The following is a 16,760-nucleotide window of genomic DNA, read 5'->3' as shown; positions in this document are numbered from 1 at the left end:
CGGAGGTCCTGTGGGCGGCGTGGCAAGCTCACATGCCCGTCGCCGCGAACCACGCGCCGTTCGGATTCGTCACGAAGATGATCGGCGCGATGCAGGGCTGGGGCAGGTCCACTTGCGCTTCGATATAGGCGTTGCCCGCCTCGGTGGCGGGGAAGAGTCCGGTCGTGACGTTCAGCACCTGCGGGCTGGGCGGATCCGTCTGCATATTCACGGTCTGGCAGCTCACGATGGCACGGAAATTGGGGACCGTATTCCTGCCCCGGTTCTGAATCGGTACGGCCGGATCGTCGGCGAACACCAACCCTGTGACGCGGATCTCCAGCTTTCCGTCGATGGTGAGTTCGCCCTCGACGGGGCCGATCACCCACGGAAGCCCTCCGCCGTTCACGCCGCGGATCGGGTTCGCTGTTCCGGTATAGGGGCGCGACACCCCGACCATCGTGTCGAACTCGAGGATCTTGTCCTGGCCGCCCGCGGCCATCGCCGCAGAACTCATCAGTCCGGTTGCGGCCAGCATGCAGATGCCCGTCAGTGCGAGTCGTTTCATTTTCGTCTCCTTGTTGGGGGTAGGGCGCCGCGTCAGGCGAAGCTTGTCTGCGGGCAAATGGTGAACGCGACGACCCCGCGCAATATTCCGCAGGCGCCCGAATCGTCGGAAACTGCGGGCAATTTGACCAAACCCATGATCGCGCCATGGCCAATAGGCTAGACTTTCGTCATGGGCGGCGAGACCGTCCCGTCCCGCTTCCGGATTGAAGCCACGGGAGGCAGGAAGCGGGGGAGGCTGATGCACCGGAATACGCAAAACAAGGGGATACGCATGATGAAAGGATCGAAACACGCCCTCGGCGCCGCACTGGTCGCAAGCGCGGGCTTCCTGATGACGGCCGATGCGCTCGCCGACGTGCAGTCGGCCCGCGTCGTGGCCGCCGAGGAGGCGCGGATGAAGAGCGAGTTCGCACGCAAGCTCGAAAGCACCAAGGAACTGAACAAGGCGCTCAAGCGTGTCGGCGAGCAACGCAAGGTGGACAATGCGCGCGCCGTGCAGGACAACGAGGCCAAGATCAAGCAGGCCGAGGCGGCTGCGGCAGAAGGGAAGACCCTCGATGCGCGCCTGCTCCTCGAGGACGCCTACCTCGGTGCGGCGCTCTCCATCGCCGAACTCACTAAACCCGCGGCGAACGGCGCCAAGCCGGCGGCGCCGGCCGCCGCAGCGGATCCGCGCGAGCAGAAGGAATACGCCGCACGCAAGGACTCCACCAAGGCCCTGCGTGATGCGCTGGTGCGCATCGCCGAGGAAAAGAACGACGACAAGGGCCGGGCCGAGGTGAAGGTCGTCGACAAGCTGATGGCCGACGCCGATGCCGAGCACGCCGACAATACGCGCCGCGGTCGCGCGATCCTCGACCACGCCTACCTGCGCACCAAGGTGCAGATCGAACGTCTGCGCGGCGGCGAAACGCTCGTGCGCACGCTGCAGTTCGACAGCAAGGGCGACGAATACCGCTACGAGCAGGATCGCAACGAGACCTACCGCCTGCTGATTCCGATGCTGGTGCCCAACGGCAGTGCCCGCGAGGCGCAGCTCAAGGGAACGCTCGACCGTGCCGCCAAGCTGCGTGCCGACGCCGATGCGCAAGCCAAGCGCAGCGAATTCGACAATGCGCTGAAGACGATCGACGAATCGACCGCCGAGTACCAGAAGGCCATCCGCAACGCCGGCGTGCTGCTGCCGGGCTGACGCGGAGCCGGGCGGGAGTCCCGGCCCCGTATGGTAAATAAATCGGCCCGCCGGCATGTGCCGGCGGGCCGATTTGCTTCCCGCTGCCGCAGGCGGCGTGCTTACGCGCGGGCGGGCACGGCGAGCGGCGGCATTTCGGTGGCTTCTTCCACCCTGGCCACGGCCGGGCGAACGTCCATGTGCGCGTCCTGCAGGTCGAGCACGGCTTCGGGATCGTCGGCTTCCTCGACGGTCTCGTTGTTCAGGTGGCTGTTGAGCACCTTCATGTCGACGTCCTTGCACCACTTGGCGACGACCACGGTCGCCACGCTGTTGCCGATCAGGTTGGTCAGCGCACGAGCTTCCGACATGAAGCGGTCGATGCCGAGGATCAGCGCGAGGCCCGCGACCGGTACGCCGCCGACGGCCGACAGCGTCGCCGCGAGCACGATGAAGCCGCTGCCGGTGATGCCGGCCGCGCCCTTCGAGGTCAGCAGCAGCACCGCGAGCAGGGTCAGCTGCTGCGTGATGTCGAGCGGGGTGTTGGTCGCCTGGGCGATGAACACGGCCGCCATCGTCAGGTAGATCGAGGTGCCGTCGAGGTTGAACGAGTAGCCCGTCGGGACCACCAGGCCGACCGTCGACTTCTTGCAGCCGAGGTTCTCCATCTTCGCCATCAGGCGCGGCAGCGCCGATTCCGACGACGAGGTGCCCAGCACGATCAGCAGCTCTTCCTTGATATAGCGGATCAGCTTCACGACCGAGAAGCCGTGCGCCTTGGCGATCGCCCCCAGCACGCCGAAGATGAAGACGATGCAGGTCAGGTAGAAGGTCGCCATCAGCATGCCCAGCTGCGCCAGCGCGCCGACGCCGTGCTTGCCGATGGTGAAGGCCATCGCGCCGAAGGCGCCGATCGGGGCGACCTTCATGATGTAGCCGACGATGCCGAACAGCACGTGCGAGAACTTCTCGATGAAGTCGAACACCAGCGTGCCGCGGCCGCCGAACTTGTGCAGCGCGAAGCCGAACAGCACGGAGAACAGCAGCACCTGCAGGATCTCGCCCTTCGCGAAGGCGTCGACCACGGTGGTCGGGATCACGTGCAGCAGGAAGTCCGTCGTGCTCTGCATCTTCGACGGGTCGGTATAGGCGGCGATCGCCTTCGTGTCCAGCGTCGTCACGTCGATGTTCATGCCGGCGCCCGGCTTGACCACGTTGACGATCACGAGTCCGACGATCAGTGCGATGGTGCTGACGATCTCGAAATACAGCAGCGCGAAGCCGCCGGTCTTGCCGACCTTCTTCATGTCCTCCATGCCGGCGATGCCGACGACGACGGTACAGAAGATGATCGGGGCGATGATCATCTTGATCAGCTTGATGAAGCCGTCACCCAGCGGTTTCATCGCGGCGCCGGTCTGCGGGTAGAAGTGCCCCAGCAGCACGCCGATCACGATGGCGACGATGACCTGGAAGTACAGCGACGTGTAAAACGGTTTCTTTGCCAATTCCCTCTCCTGTTATGTACTGCGTGTGGGCGCGATTATTTCGGCCGGGAGGGAAGGTGGGCAGTGTGAACATCCGCATTGCGGATAGCCGCATTGCGGAAAGCACGGATGTTTTCCGGCGCGGGCCGGGGCCGTTCACACCTTGCGTGCGAGCCACACGCCCAGCACGGCGACGGCCATGCCGGCGAGCGCGAGGCCGGTGAGGGTCTCGCCGAACAGCAGCCAGGCCATCAGCGCGGTGGTCGGCGGCGTAAGGTAGAACAGGCTGGCCACGTTCACGGCGCTGCCGCTGCGGATCAGCAGGTTGAGCAGGCTGATCGCGCCGAGCGAGAGCACCAGCACCAGCCACAGCAGCGCGAACGCGAACTGGCCGCTCCAGTCGATGTGCATCGTCTCGGTGCCACGCGCGAGGAGGCTGGTGACGACCAGGCTGGGGATGAATTGCACGACCGAGCCGGTGCGCAGGTCGAAGCTCGGGCAGAAGCGCTTCTGGTAGAGCGTGCCGACGGTGATGCCGGCCAGCGCCGTCAGGGCCGGCGTCAGCATCCACCCCAGTTCCGCCGCCGATGCGCCGACCGCGACCTTGTTGCTCACCACCAGCGTGACACCGACGAAGCCCAGCACCAGCCCCGCCCACTGGCGCGGGGTGACCCGCTCGCCCAGCAGCCAGCCGGCGCCGAGCGCGGTCAGCAGCGGCTGCATGCCGACGACCAGGGACGAGACGCCCGCGGGCAGGCCGCGATCGATCGACATGAACACCCCGCCGAGATAGGTCGCCTGCACCAGCAGGCCGGCCACGCCGATGTGCACCACCTGACGCCAGTCGCGGGGCCAGGGGGCGCGCATCGCGAATGCCAGCGCGCCCATCAGCGTGATCACCAGTACGTAGCGGGTGCTCAGGAAGGTCAGCGGCTCCGCGAAGGGCAGGCCGAACTTGGCGCCGATGAAGCCGGTGCTCCACAGCAGGACGAAGAGGAGCGGGGCTGCGGCGGTCAGGCGGGGATGGAGGGCGGCCATGAGGTGTCGGGAACGTGCGTGGGCGGGCCCGGCGGGGCGGAATTGTCCGATCTTACATGCACGTTGATGCCTGCGTGCCTTTGCTGACCGGCTGCTCGATGAATTTTCTCGCATGCCGGGCATTTTTCAACCACCGCTGCATTGTGGGTATGCAAGGCGGGAGTTACACTGGATCGCAACAACGTCATAGTACGTTTCGTGACGTCGGTATATAAGAAGAACATGGTCGTTTTCGCACCCGAAAGGCGTGTCGATTCCCTTTCGGGCACAGCAGCGATTCTTCGGTGCCCGCGCCATTGCCGGGCCCACCCACAAGGGGGGAATGCGTCATGGATGCCTGGAAGGCAGACGTCGCCATCGTCGGTGCGGGCGGAGCGGGCCTGCGTGCCGCGATCGCGGCTGCCGAGACCGACCCGTCGCTGAAGATCGCGCTGGTCTCCAAGGTCTACCCGATGCGCAGCCACACCGTGGCGGCCGAGGGTGGATCGGCCGGCGTCGTGCAGGCCCACGACAGCCTCGAACACCATTTCCACGATACCGTTGCCGGCGGCGACTGGCTGTGCGAGCAGGACGTCGTCGAGGACTTCGTCGCCCGCTGCACCGAGGAGATGGTGCAGCTCGAGCACTGGGGCTGTCCGTGGAGCCGCAAGCCGGATGGCCACATCAACGTGCGCGCCTTCGGCGGCATGAAGATCGAGCGCACGTGGTTCGCCGCCGACAAGACCGGCTTCCACATGCTGCACACGCTGTTCCAGACCTCGCTCAAGTACCCCTCGATCCGTCGCTTCGACGAGCATTTCTGCCTCGACCTAGTCGTCGAGGACGGGCGGGTGCAGGGCGTCGTCGTCGTCGACATCGCGTCGCGCCGCTTCACGCTGATCCAGGCCAACGCGGTGATTCTCGCCACCGGCGGCGCCGGGCGCGTGTTCCGCGAGAACACCAACGGCGGCATCGTCACCGGCGACGGCATGGCGCTCGCGTACCGCCACGGCGTGCCGCTGCGCGACATGGAATTCGTCCAGTACCACCCCACCTGCATGCCGGGCACGGGCCTGCTGTTCACCGAGGCGTGCCGCGGCGAGGGCGGCTTCCTGCTGAATCGCGACGGTTACCGCTACCTGCAGGACTACGGCCTTGGGCCGGCCGAGCCGACGCCGCGCAACAAGGCGATGGAACTGGGGCCCCGCGACCGCCTCAGCCAGGCCTTCTGGTACGAGCAGCAGAAAGGCCGCACGATAGACGGCCCGCACGGGGCGGTCGTGCATCTGGACCTGCGCCACCTCGGCGAAGCCAAGCTGCGCGAGCGCCTGCCGCAGATCTACGAACTGGCCGAGGAATTCCTCGGCGTCGATCCGGCGAAGACGCCGATCCCGGTGCGGCCCGCCGTGCATTACACGATGGGCGGCATCCTCGTCGACGGCCGGTGTGCCGCGCCGCTGCCGGGGCTGTACGCGGCCGGCGAATGTTCCAGCGTCGGCATTCACGGCGCCAACCGCCTCGGCTCGAACTCGCTCGCCGAACTGTGCGTGTTCGGCAAGACCGCGGGGGTCGAGGCCGCCGCGTTCGCCCGTTCGGTCGCGTCCGGTCCGACGGATGTGTTGCTGAAACAGGCCGAGGCGTCGCAGCAGCGTGCGCTCGATCTCGTGACAAACACTTCCGGCACCGAGCGCATCGCCACGCTGCGCAAGGAGATGGCACAGAGCATGGAGGACGGTTGCGGCATCTACCGTCAGGCCGACACCATGCAGGCGACCTGCGACAAGCTGGCGGAGCTGCGCGAGCGCTACCGCAAGGTCAAGGTCGAGGACCGCTCGAGCGTGTGGAACACCGACTGGCTGCTCGCCATCGAGCTCGGGTATCAGCTCGAGGTCGCGCAGGCGATGGCGTGGTCGGCGCTCGAGCGGCGCGAGTCGCGCGGCGCGCACCAGCGGCTGGACGGTTTCGGCGAGCGCGACGACGTCAATTTCCTCAGGCACTCGCTCGCTCATCACGCCGGCGCCGACGCCCCGCGCATCGGCTATGGCGACGTGAAGATCACGCGCCTGCCCCCGGGCACCCGCGCCTACGGCGCCGCGGGCGAGAAAGCGGAGCAGGAGCAGGCGGCACAGCAGGGAGGGGCGAACCGTGTCTGAATCGCACAGGAACGGGAAGGTCATCCGCATCGAGGTCCTGCGCTATCGTCCCGAGCAGGACGAGGAGCCCTTCCTGCAAGCTTACGAGGTTCCCTTCAGCGACGACATGTCGGTGCTGCAGGGCCTGCAGTACATCAAGGACTGGCTCGACGGCACCCTGAGCTTCCGCTGGTCCTGCCGCATGGCGATCTGCGGCAGCTGCGGGATGATGATAGACGGCGAGCCGCGCCTCGCGTGCAAGACCTTCCTGCGCGATTTCCCTGCCGGAGCCGTGCGCGTCGAGGCGCTCGCCCACTTCCCGGTCGAGCGCGATCTGGTGATCCGCATGGACGACTTCCTCGCCAAGCTCGAAAGCATCAAGCCGTGGATCATCCCGAAGGAACAACGGTCCATCGCGCAGGGCGAGTACCTGCAGACGCCCGCGCAGCTCGACGTGTACGAGCAGTTCAGTTCCTGTATCAACTGCCTGCTGTGCTACGCCGCATGTCCCCAGTACGGCCTCAATCCGGACTTCGTCGGGCCGGGCATCATGGCCCTGCTGCACCGCTACAACGCAGATTCGCGCGACGGCGCCGCCGCCGAGCGCATGGAGATCGCCGGGTCGGAAGCAGGCGTCTTCAACTGCACTGCGGTCGGTTACTGCTCCGAGGTGTGCCCGAAGCACGTCGATCCGGCCAATGCCGTGAACCAGAACAAGACGCGCGCGGCGGGCGACTACTTCCTGCGGCTTGCCCGCCCGAAGGGAGGTGCAAAGTGAATACGTCCGATCCGCGCCGCCCCTATGTGCGGCCGATGGCCGGCTGGTGGCGCCGCAATCCGTACTTCGTCGAGTACATGGTGCACGAGGCGACGGCGCTCTTCGTCGCTGCCTACGCCCTCATCCTGCTCGTCGGTCTGCTGCGGCTGGCGCAGGGCGAATCGGCATGGAACGGCTGGCTGGAGGCGCTGCGTAGCCCCTTGTCCGTCATCTTCCACCTCGTCCTGCTCGCGGCGATCTCGTACCACTGCTGGACCTGGTTCCGCATCATGCCCAAGACCATGCCGCCGCTCGTTGTCGGCGGAAAGCGCTTGGCGCCGGGGGTGATCACGGCCTGCGGCGTGGCTGTCGCGGCGGTCTGCAGTGTCGCCGTGCTGGCCGCGGTGTGGGGGGCGACGCGATGAAACCGGCGATGAAACGCTCCAATGCGCCCATCTTCTGGGGCCTTTTCGGCGCCGGCGGCATGCTCGCGGCGCTCTTCGGTCCGGTGCTCGTGTTCGTCACCGGCATTGCGGTGCCGCTCGGGATCATCCTTCCCGCGGATGCGATGAGCTGGTCGCACATGCATGCCTTCGCGCAGCACTGGGCCGGCAAGGGCCTGCTGTTCGTCGTCGTCGCCCTGTTCATGTGGCACGCCATGCACCGCATCTACCACAGCCTGCACGACCTCGGCGTGCATGCGGCTAGCGCGACCCGTTTCGCGTGCTACGGCCTGGCCGTGCTCGCCACGCTGCTCGCCGCAGGGGCGTTGCTGGCAGTCGGATTCTGAGAGCAACTCGCAGTGCGAGCTGTCCTTCCCATGAAGCGGGCGTCGATCCGCGGAATCTGCACGCCCGATCCGTCGGGCGCTCATAACTCTAAACAAGTAGGGGAACTCAAATGAAAAAATCGGTACTGCTGGTCGGCCTGGCGGTTCTCGGCATGGGGGCGGCGCAGGCCGCCGATCCGGCGAAGATCAATTGGGGCAAGATTCCGACGGTGACCGTGCCGCTGTTCTTCCCCGGGCAGTCGTCCTACGAATGGCTGCGCACCGAGGCGCACGAGGGGGCGGTGAAGGAGGTCAAGCGCGGCGATTCCTGTACCTCGTGCCACGACGAGGAGGACGCCGAAAAGGACATCGGCGAGGAAATCGTCAAGGGCGGCCGGCTCGAGCCGCGCCCGGTGAAGGGCAAGTCCGGCTACAAGGCGCTCAAGGTGCAGGCGGCCTATGACAGCAAGAACGCCTATCTGCGCTTCCAGTGGCACACGGACAACGCCTATCCGGGCAACGAACACCAGTACCTGCGCTTCGACGGCAAGGAGTGGAAGGTCTTCGGCTATCCCAGGCTCGACAAGCCGGTGCAGGATGGCACCGAGATGGGCATCTACGAGGACCGCATGTCGGTCATGATCGACGACGGCAAGGTGCCCGGCTTCGCGAACCAGGGCTGCTGGCTCACCTGCCATGACGGCCAGCGCGACATGGGCAAGCAGTTCACCAAGGACGAGGTGGCCAACAACGCGCTGCTGCAGGCGATCAAGAAGCGCGACGTGCGCAAGTACCTGCCCGACACGCGCACCGACCCGTCCGACTGGAAGACCGGCAAGAGCATCGAGGAGATTGCGAAGCTCAAGGCCGCCGGTGGCTTCGTCGACCTCATCCAGTGGCGCGCGCATCGCAGCAACCCCGTCGGCATGACCGACGACGGCTACGTGCTCGAGTTCCGCAACAGCGACGCCGGCAAGGACATGTTCGGCAGCAACGCCGACGCCAAGACACACCAGCCGAAGTTCATGTGGGACGTGAGCAAGGTCGGCTACAAGTCGATCACCGTCGACCAACTGCGTCAGGGGGAGCACCACCTGATCCGCGAGAAGAACGCGGTGCCCTTCGACCCGAACGCGGGCTGGAAGGAAGGCGACATGATCCCCGACTACGTCGTCAGCCGTGAGGACGCCAAGGGCTCGGCCGCCGACAACAAGGCGATCGCGAGCTGGAAGGACGGGGTATGGACGGTCGTCATGATCCGTCCGCTGGGGCTCACGAACGACGACGACAAGACCCTGAAGGCGGGAGGTGTATACAATGTCGGCTTTGCTGTGCATGATGACAACATCACCACGCGCGGCCACCAGGTTTCGTTCGTGAAGACGATCGGGTTCGGGGCCAAGGCCGACATCAAGGCGGTGAAGTTGCCGTAACGCAGCACCGAGGGCCGATGCCTGCAGTATGGGGCGTCGGCCGGTCGCAACGGATTGCGCCGCGCTCGCCGCGGCGTTTTCATGGACACCTGCCGATGAAGAGCCCGAGCCTGAGAATCGTCGACTTTCGCGCTGCCGCCGCCGCCCTGCTGGCATCCCTGTGTATTGCCGTCGCCGGGCCAGCCGCGGCGGCTCCTGCCGGACTGGAGAATGCGAAGTGTCTGAGCTGCCACGACGGCAGCAAGGATGCCATCGAGGTGCCCGGCACCGACGGCGAGTCGCGCGAACTGCATTCCATTCCGCCCGATGCGTTCGCCAAGGGCGTGCATGCGAAGATGGATTGCGTCGCGTGCCACACCGAAATCACCGACAACGCCGAACCGGACGATACGCACAAGAAGGATCCGGCGTTGAAGGCCAAGGACTGCGCGTCCTGTCACGAAGAGCTGTGGGAGCGCGCCAGGCAGGACGGGACCGCGAAGGACAGGCCGCGCCTCGGCGTGGTCGCCGAGAACATCGCCGCGTACAAGGAGTCGTTCCACGCGCGCAAGAACGCCGACGATCCCACACGGCCGAACGCAAGCTGTGACGAATGTCACAGTAGCCATAGTTTCAATGTCCCGCCCAAGGATTCGCCTCAGTACGCGGAGTGGCGCCTGGGCGTGCCCGAAACCTGCGGCAAGAGCTGCCACGAGGAATCGCTCGAGACCTTCACCGAATCGATCCACGGCGAGGCGATCTTCCAGAAGAAGGACGCGAAGGCCGCCGTGTGCAGCGATTGCCATAGCGCCCATGCGGTCGGCAACACCTCGCTCGCGCCGTTCAAGCTCGCGGTGACGGCCGAGTGCGGCAACTGCCACGAGGAAAACTTCAAGTCCTACAAGGCGACCTACCACGGCCAGATCAACACGCTGGGCTACGCCTATACCGCCAAGTGCTTCGACTGCCACGGCAGCCACGACGTGCTGGCGGTCAAGAACCCGGACTCCAAGGTGCATCCGGACAACCGGATGAAGACTTGCAAGGAATGCCACAACGGCAAGAAGGACCTGCCTGAGGCGCCGCCCGGATTCGCCAGCTTCCAGCCGCACGGCCACACGGGCGATTTCGAGCGCTACCCGCAGATGTGGCTCGCCAACCAGTTGATGATCCAGTTGCTGCTCGGCACCTTCGGCTTCTTCTGGCTGCACACGCTGCTGTGGTTCTGGCGCGAACTGCGTGACCGCCAGCAGGGCAAGGTGCCCCCGCACATGCGCACCGACGCACCGGGCCTCCAGGGCGACAAGCACGCGGGCAAGCACTTCCGTCGCTTCTCCGCGACCTGGCGCATCGCTCACCTCACGTTCGCGCTGAGCCTGATGATCCTGACGCTTACGGGCATCCCACTGTTCTATCCGGACGCCCCCTGGGCCGCACCGTTGATGAAGGCGCTGGGCGGACCACAGGTCGCGGGGCTGATCCACCGCGTCAATGCGGTGATCTTCGCGGCCGTGTTCTTCTGGCACCTCGGCTACGTCGCGCTGAAGCTCGCACGCAACTGGAAGGAATTCCGCATCTTCGGCCCCACCTCGCTGGTTCCGGGTTTGCAGGACGGCAAGGACTTCATCGCGATGCTGAAGTGGTTCTTCGGCAAGGGCGAGCGCCCCGTGTTCGACCGCTGGACCTACTGGGAGAAGTTCGACTACTGGGCGCCGTTCTGGGGGGTGACCATCATCGGCGTGAGCGGATTGCTGATGTGGGCCTCGACGATCACGGCCACCTTCCTGCCGGGCTGGGTGTTCAACGTCGCGGCGATCTTCCACAGCGAGGAAGCCTTCCTGGCGGTGGTATTCCTGTTCACCGTGCATTTCTTCAACAACCACTTCCGCCCGGACAAGTTCCCACTGGAGGTCGTGATGTTCACGGGTTCGATGTCGGTCGAGGAGTACCGCCGCGAGCACGCGCTCGAGTACGAGCGCCTGCAGAAGAGCGGGGAACTGGAGAAGTACATCGTGGATGCGCCCTCACGCCCGATGGCGCTGGGCTCGAAGATCCTCGGCTTCACTCTGATCGTGGCCGGCCTGACGCTGCTGACCCTGGTCGCGATCGGCTTCTTCGGCTCGCACTGACGCCGCTGGCAGCCTGAAAGCAAACAGGGCCGGATATCCGGCCCTGTTTCTTTGGGTGCTCCGCGTCGCGCGCGGAGCGAGATGAGGGGCTTATTCCTCGTCGATCACCGCCGAGGTGTACACGTTCTGCACGTCGTCGAGCGCGTCGAGTGCGTCGAGCAGCTTCTGCATGCGCAGCGCGTCGTCGCCTTCGAGTTCGGTCTCGTTGAGCGGCTTCATCGTGACTTCACCGAACTCGGCCTTGAAACCGGCCTTCTCGAGCGCTTCCTTCACGGCGGAGAACTCGTACGGGGCGGTGACGACTTCGATCGAGCCGTCATCGTTGGGGATGACGTCCTCGGCGCCGGCTTCCAGCGCGGCTTCCATCAGCGCATCCTCGCTCGTGCCCGGGGCGAACATCAGCTGGCCGCAGTGCTTGAACTGGAACGCCACGCAGCCGTCGGTGCCCATGTTGCCGCCGTACTTGGAGAAGGCGTGGCGCACGTCGGCGACGGTGCGCGTCTTGTTGTCGGTGAGGCAGTCGACCATCACCGCGGCGCCGGCGATGCCGTAGCCTTCATAGCGCACTTCCTCGTAGCTCACGCCCTCGAGTTCGCCGGTGCCGCGCTTGATCGCGCGGTCGATGTTCTCGCCCGGCATGTTCTGCGTCTTCGCGTTATCGACGGCGAGGCGCAGGCGCGGGTTGAAGTTCGGATCGCCCCCGCCCATGCGCGCGGCGACGGTGATTTCCTTGATCAGCTTGGTGAAGACCTTGCCCCGCTTCGCGTCCTGACGGCCCTTGCGGTGCTGGATGTTGGCCCATTTGGAATGACCAGCCATAAAAAACCTCGAATCCTGCCGGGTGGCGTTGAATGAACTGAACCGCGCGCATTATACCCGCGTGCCGCACCCATCTTCACCGGCGGCGATCCGTGCCGAAGCCGGCCGCCTCTGGTAGATTCCTGTCATTATTTTTCGACTGCCCTTGCCGGAAGGCCGGCTTGGCGGGAACGGGAGGGACGATGCGGCGGAAGCTCATGCTGGGCGCGGTAATCGCGCAGCTGTGCGCGGGGGGAGGGGCGTTTGCCCAGGAACACACGAGCTACCACGGCTGCACCGATGCCGCCGGCCGCGCAGTGGCCGCGGTGAGCGATCCTGCGCTCGAGGGGGTGGTCGTGAGCCGCTCCGGGGCTGCGCCCGAGATCCGTTACAACGAGACGCTGCTTCCGCGGCTGACGCCGGAGTCGCGCCTGTTCCTGTTCGCGCATGAATGCGCCCGCCACAACCTCAGTCAGGCGGTCGATGGCGCACGCACGGAGGCCGATGTGCGGCGCGCCGACTGTCACGGTCTGGAGTCGCTGCTGCGTTCCGGCCTGCTCGATGCGGCGCGCATCGACGCACTCGAACGCGAATTGCAGTTTTCCACCGACGAATGGGCGCTCATCCCGGGGCCGCCGCGGACCTTCGCGCTGCGCAGCTGCACCGCCGAAGGCGCAGCCCGGCGCCTGCTCACGCGGCCGACCCCGGCTCAGCCCGAATGGAATGCCTGTGTGCGCGGCTGCGGCGAGCGGCTGCGGGCCTGTGCCCCGCGCAACGCCGCCTGCGACGACGCCTACGAGCGCTGCGTCGCCCTGTGCGATTTCCGCTCGCCGCCCTGAGCGGTGCGCGTCGTGCCGCTGTTACACTCAATTCGCACTGACCGAACAAGACAAGAGAGGCAACCGAAATGGCCGAGCCGCTGCTGATCGCAAAGAACACCAACAAGGACATCACCCTGTTGCCCCGCCTGGCCAACCGCCACGGCCTGATCACCGGGGCGACCGGTACCGGCAAGACCGTGACGCTGCAGAAGATGGCCGAGGCTTTTTCGTCCATCGGCGTGCCGGTGTTCATGGCCGACGTGAAGGGCGACCTGTCGGGGGCCGGCGCGGCCGGCGTCGCGTCCGACAAGCTCATGCAGCGCCTCGCCGCGCTGGGCATCACCGAATACACGCCGCGTGCGAATCCGGTGGTGTTCTGGGACGTCTTCGGCGATCTCGGCCATCCCGTGCGGGCGACGATCTCCGACATGGGGCCGCTGCTCATTGCGCGCCTGCTGAACCTCAACGACACGCAGGCTGGCGTGCTGCAGCTGGTGTTCAAGATCGCCGATGACAACGGCATGCTGCTGCTCGACCTCAAGGACCTGCGCGCGATGATCCAGCATGTGGGCGACAACGCGAAGTCCTTCACGACCGAGTACGGCAACGTGTCGGCGGCTTCGATCGGCGCGATCCAGCGCGGCCTGCTCGCGCTCGAGCAGGAAGGCGGCGACAGCTTTTTCGGCGAGCCGATGCTGGACCTCGCCGACCTGATCCAGACGGACGGCGAGGGGCGCGGCGTGATCAACATCCTCGCCGCGGAAAAGCTCTACCACTCGCCAAAGCTGTATTCGACCTTCCTGCTGTGGATGCTGGCGGAGCTGTTCGAGCAGTTGCCCGAAGTCGGCGACATGGACAAGCCCAAGCTGGTGTTCTTCTTCGACGAGGCGCACCTGCTGTTCAACGACGCGCCCAAGGCGCTGGTCGAGAAGGTCGAGCAGGTCGTGCGTCTGATCCGCTCGAAGGGCGTGGGCGTGTATTTCGTGACGCAGAACCCGCTCGACGTGCCCGAGACCGTGCTCGGCCAGCTCGGCAACCGCGTGCAGCATGCGCTACGCGCCTTCACGCCGCGCGACCAGAAGGCGGTGAAGACCGCCGCGGAGACGATGCGCGCGAATCCGGCCTTCGACGCGGCGACCGCAATCACCGAACTGGGCGTCGGCGAGGCGCTGGTGTCTTTCCTCGACGACAAGGGCCGCCCCGAGGTGGTCGAACGCGCCTTCGTGATCGCGCCGGCGTCACGTCTCGGTCCGATGACGGCGGACGAGCGCCGTGCCGCGATCGAGGGCTCGGTGCTGTACGGTCATTACGAGAAGCTGCTCGACCGCGAATCGGCCTACGAGATGCTGCGCGCACAGGCTGGCGCCGGCGCGGGTGGAGCGTCCGCCGGAGCGCCCGCGGGTCAGGCGCCTGCCGGGGCGCAGGAGGGCGGCGGCATGACGGGCGGCGGCGCGCTGGGCGGCATGGGCGACATCCTGTTCGGCTCGACCGGGCCGCGCGGCGGCAAGCGCGAGGGGCTGGTCGAGATCGCTGCGAAGACCGTCGTGCGCACGATCGGCAGCTCCGTCGGCCGCGAGATCGTTCGCGGGCTGCTGGGCTCGCTGTTGGGCGGACGCCGCCGATGAGGCGTCGAAACTGAGCGGATGAGCCTCGCCTCGAATCGTGCCGGGCTGCTGTTCGCGACGCTCGGTGCGATCGGATTCTCGTTCAAGGCGATCTTCGTCAAGCTCGCGTACCGCCATGGCGTGGACGCGGAGACCCTGCTCGCGCTGCGCATGGGACTGTCCTTGCCCTTCTTCGTCGTGATGGGGCTGGTCGCCGACGCGCGCGCCACGCACCGCATGGACGGGCGCGACTGGCTGTGGATGGCCGCGTTGGGATTTTCCGGCTACTACCTGTCGAGCTATCTCGACTTTCTCGGCCTGCGCTACATCACCGCTGCGCTCGAGCGCCTGATCCTGTTCCTGTATCCGACGCTGGTGATCGTCCTGTCGGCGCTCTTCCTGGCCAAGCCGATCGGCCGGCGTACGCTGGCGGCGCTGGCACTGTGCTACTGCGGCATCGGGCTGGCGGTGGGGCACGACCTGCACGTCGCCGGCGATGCGCGGGATGTGGCAATCGGCGGCGCGCTGGTGTTCGCGAGCGCCCTGTCCTACGCGCTGTACCTGATGGGCAACGGCCAGGTCGTCGGCCGGCTCGGCGCGATGCGCGTGACCGCTTTCGCGACGAGCGTCGCGTGCGTGCTGTGCATCGGCCAGTTCTTCGCTCTGCGGCCCGTCTCGGCGCTTGATCAGCCGTGGCAGGTGTATGCGTTGGGCGTGGCGATGGCGCTCATGTCGACGGTGGCGCCGGTGTGGCTCGTGTCGGAGGCGATCCGTCGCCTCGGTGCCGGGCCGGTGTCGCTGATGGGGACGCTGGGCCCGGTTGTGACGATCTTCCTCGGCTGGCTGCTGCTCGACGAGGTGCTGGGCCTGTCCCAACTCGCCGGGGCGGCGCTGGTGATCGCCGGTGTGCTGGTGATGGCGCGGCGCTGACGGGGGCGCAACTCGTGGCGAGCTGCGGCTGTCCAACGGGGTGTCACCGTCCGTGCGAGGTCCTGCCATGACGCCAGAATCCGTCGAGTCACTGATCGCCGAGATCGAAGCCGAGGATCATATCGATTTCGGCGACCTCGCCATCGGCGAGCAGGAGGCGCGCAGCCTGATGGCGCGCCATTTTTGCGACATCGACCACCGGCTCGCCGAGCACGGCATGAGCGCCGAGGACCGGCTGGAGGTCATGGCCGCGATCGCGGCGCACACCATGGTCGAGAACCTCGTGCTGCATCTGGGGCGCCTGCGTGGTGCGGTGGCGAAGCGCGACTTCCACGCCTGGATGCGCCGTCACGGCATGGGGTGAGCGGCCGCTCGCGGGGTCAGGCAAGCAACTGCGACAAGGCGATCGCGCCGCCCCACAGCAGCAGCGCGATGCCCAGCGGCGCGCTGAGGCGGCGACCCCAGCTCAGGTTCTTCTCGATCGCCATCACGGCGCCGAGCGCGAGCATCCAGCCGATGCTGCCGGTGCCGACTGCGAACATCAGCAGCATCAGCGCCCAGCAGCAGCCGACGCAGAAGAGGCCATGGTGTGCGCCGATCGCCAGCGACTGGAGCGCGGGGCTGCCACCGCGCCAGTGCTGGATGACGAAGCCGACCGGCGCACGACAACGCTCGAGGCAACGGTGCTTGAGGTCCGAGAACTGGAAGGCGCCGGCCAGCAACAGCGGCGCGGCGCCGAATACCCATGCATTGGCCTGCAGCCAGGCGAAGTGCTCGAAGGCTTCGTGCAGGCCGAAATCGAACAGATGCATCGCGGCGCCCGCCGCGAGCCATACGCCGAGGTAGCTCGCGATCACCAGGGCGAGCAACCGGCGGCGGTCGTCGCGCAACGCGGTCATGCGGCGGAAGGCGTCGAGCAGCGGCAGCGTCGTCGGCAGCATCATCGCGATCGTCATCAACAGCCAGCCGCCGACGTACAGGGCCGACTGCGCCAGCACCGCATCGGCCGACGCGGCATGCGCGAGGCCGCCGAGTTCGGCATGGTTGAGGTAGCGTCCGTAGGGCGAGCGCTCCCACAGCCACAGGGCCGCCCACGCGGCGAGCACAAGCGCTCCCAGCGCGACGGTGAAGGTGTCGCGCCGGGAGATCGCGCGCAGCGGAGCTTGCGCCGCGGCCATGGACTC

General features: G+C 66.6%; 16 protein-coding genes. 11 read left to right on the top strand and 5 right to left on the bottom strand.

The features are described from left to right. Nucleotides 1-28: 28 nt before the first annotated feature. Nucleotides 29-547 (bottom strand): hypothetical protein, encoded by a 519-nt coding sequence (locus GO615_RS15295; RefSeq protein ID WP_169129546.1) that lies wholly within the window; start codon nt 545-547, stop codon nt 29-31. Nucleotides 548-820: 273 nt separating this feature from the next. Here GO615_RS15295 and GO615_RS15290 point away from each other — a divergent pair, with 273 nt between their 5' ends. Beyond that, a complete protein-coding gene (locus GO615_RS15290; protein WP_169129544.1) occupies nt 821-1,741 on the top strand; it encodes a hypothetical protein in 921 nt (306 codons plus the stop codon). 101 nt (nt 1,742-1,842) lie between these two features. Here the strand turns inward: GO615_RS15290 and GO615_RS15285 are convergent, their stop codons facing one another. Together GO615_RS15285 and GO615_RS15280 are read right to left on the bottom strand one after the other, a co-directional pair. Beyond that, on the bottom strand, nt 1,843-3,228 hold the full coding sequence (locus tag GO615_RS15285) for a dicarboxylate/amino acid:cation symporter (RefSeq protein WP_169129542.1): 1,386 nt from the start codon (nt 3,226-3,228) through the stop codon (nt 1,843-1,845). Nucleotides 3,229-3,363: 135 nt separating this feature from the next. Continuing rightward, nucleotides 3,364-4,245 (bottom strand): DMT family transporter, encoded by an 882-nt coding sequence (locus GO615_RS15280; RefSeq protein WP_169129540.1) that lies wholly within the window; start codon nt 4,243-4,245, stop codon nt 3,364-3,366. 329 nt (nt 4,246-4,574) lie between these two features. Between GO615_RS15280 and frdA the strand changes: the two genes are divergently transcribed. The 6 genes from frdA (at nt 4,575) to GO615_RS15250 (ending at nt 11,423) form a co-directional block, all read left to right on the top strand. Further along, nucleotides 4,575-6,377, top strand: a complete 1,803-nt coding sequence (gene frdA, locus GO615_RS15275) for a fumarate reductase (quinol) flavoprotein subunit (protein ID WP_169129538.1) — start codon at nt 4,575-4,577, stop codon at nt 6,375-6,377. Continuing rightward, a complete protein-coding gene (locus tag GO615_RS15270; RefSeq protein WP_169129536.1) occupies nt 6,370-7,134 on the top strand; it encodes a succinate dehydrogenase/fumarate reductase iron-sulfur subunit in 765 nt (254 codons plus the stop codon). Before frdA ends, GO615_RS15270 begins: the two co-directional genes overlap by 8 nt. After that, a complete protein-coding gene (locus GO615_RS15265) occupies nt 7,131-7,538 on the top strand; it encodes a succinate dehydrogenase/fumarate reductase transmembrane subunit (RefSeq protein WP_169129534.1) in 408 nt (135 codons plus the stop codon). The genes GO615_RS15270 and GO615_RS15265 overlap by 4 nt, the downstream gene beginning before the upstream one ends. 8 nt (nt 7,539-7,546) lie before the next feature. Then, on the top strand, nt 7,547-7,903 hold the full coding sequence (gene frdD, locus GO615_RS15260) for a fumarate reductase subunit FrdD (protein WP_169129532.1): 357 nt from the start codon (nt 7,547-7,549) through the stop codon (nt 7,901-7,903). Nucleotides 7,904-8,013: 110 nt separating this feature from the next. Beyond that, nucleotides 8,014-9,315, top strand: coding sequence for an ethylbenzene dehydrogenase-related protein (locus GO615_RS15255; RefSeq protein ID WP_169129530.1), 1,302 nt, complete (start codon nt 8,014-8,016; stop codon nt 9,313-9,315). A gap of 95 nt (nt 9,316-9,410) precedes the next feature. Next, nucleotides 9,411-11,423 (top strand): cytochrome C, encoded by a 2,013-nt coding sequence (locus GO615_RS15250; RefSeq protein WP_169129528.1) that lies wholly within the window; start codon nt 9,411-9,413, stop codon nt 11,421-11,423. Nucleotides 11,424-11,513: 90 nt separating this feature from the next. On the opposite strand, the gene GO615_RS15245 is transcribed toward GO615_RS15250, so the two are convergent. Beyond that, a complete protein-coding gene (locus GO615_RS15245; protein ID WP_169129527.1) occupies nt 11,514-12,242 on the bottom strand; it encodes a YebC/PmpR family DNA-binding transcriptional regulator in 729 nt (242 codons plus the stop codon). A gap of 182 nt (nt 12,243-12,424) precedes the next feature. Between GO615_RS15245 and GO615_RS15240 the strand changes: the two genes are divergently transcribed. The 4 genes from GO615_RS15240 (at nt 12,425) to GO615_RS15225 (ending at nt 15,940) form a co-directional block, all read left to right on the top strand. Beyond that, nucleotides 12,425-13,060 (top strand): hypothetical protein, encoded by a 636-nt coding sequence (locus tag GO615_RS15240; RefSeq protein ID WP_169129526.1) that lies wholly within the window; start codon nt 12,425-12,427, stop codon nt 13,058-13,060. A gap of 68 nt (nt 13,061-13,128) precedes the next feature. Then, a complete protein-coding gene (locus GO615_RS15235) occupies nt 13,129-14,667 on the top strand; it encodes a helicase HerA-like C-terminal domain-containing protein (RefSeq protein ID WP_169129525.1) in 1,539 nt (512 codons plus the stop codon). A gap of 18 nt (nt 14,668-14,685) precedes the next feature. Further along, a complete protein-coding gene (locus tag GO615_RS15230) occupies nt 14,686-15,576 on the top strand; it encodes a DMT family transporter (RefSeq protein ID WP_169129524.1) in 891 nt (296 codons plus the stop codon). 67 nt (nt 15,577-15,643) lie between these two features. After that, the gene (locus GO615_RS15225) at nt 15,644-15,940 is read left to right on the top strand and encodes a hypothetical protein (protein WP_169129523.1); all 297 of its coding nucleotides are present in this window, start codon (nt 15,644-15,646) and stop codon (nt 15,938-15,940) included. 16 nt (nt 15,941-15,956) lie between these two features. On the opposite strand, the gene GO615_RS15220 is transcribed toward GO615_RS15225, so the two are convergent. Then, on the bottom strand, nt 15,957-16,754 hold the full coding sequence (locus GO615_RS15220) for a DUF2182 domain-containing protein (RefSeq protein WP_211167141.1): 798 nt from the start codon (nt 16,752-16,754) through the stop codon (nt 15,957-15,959). Between the last annotated feature and the right edge of the window lie 6 nt (nt 16,755-16,760).

The organism is Aromatoleum evansii (assembly GCF_012910805.1).
Taxonomy (GTDB): domain Bacteria; phylum Pseudomonadota; class Gammaproteobacteria; order Burkholderiales; family Rhodocyclaceae; genus Aromatoleum; species Aromatoleum evansii.
This window is presented reverse-complemented; position numbering and strand designations above follow the sequence as displayed.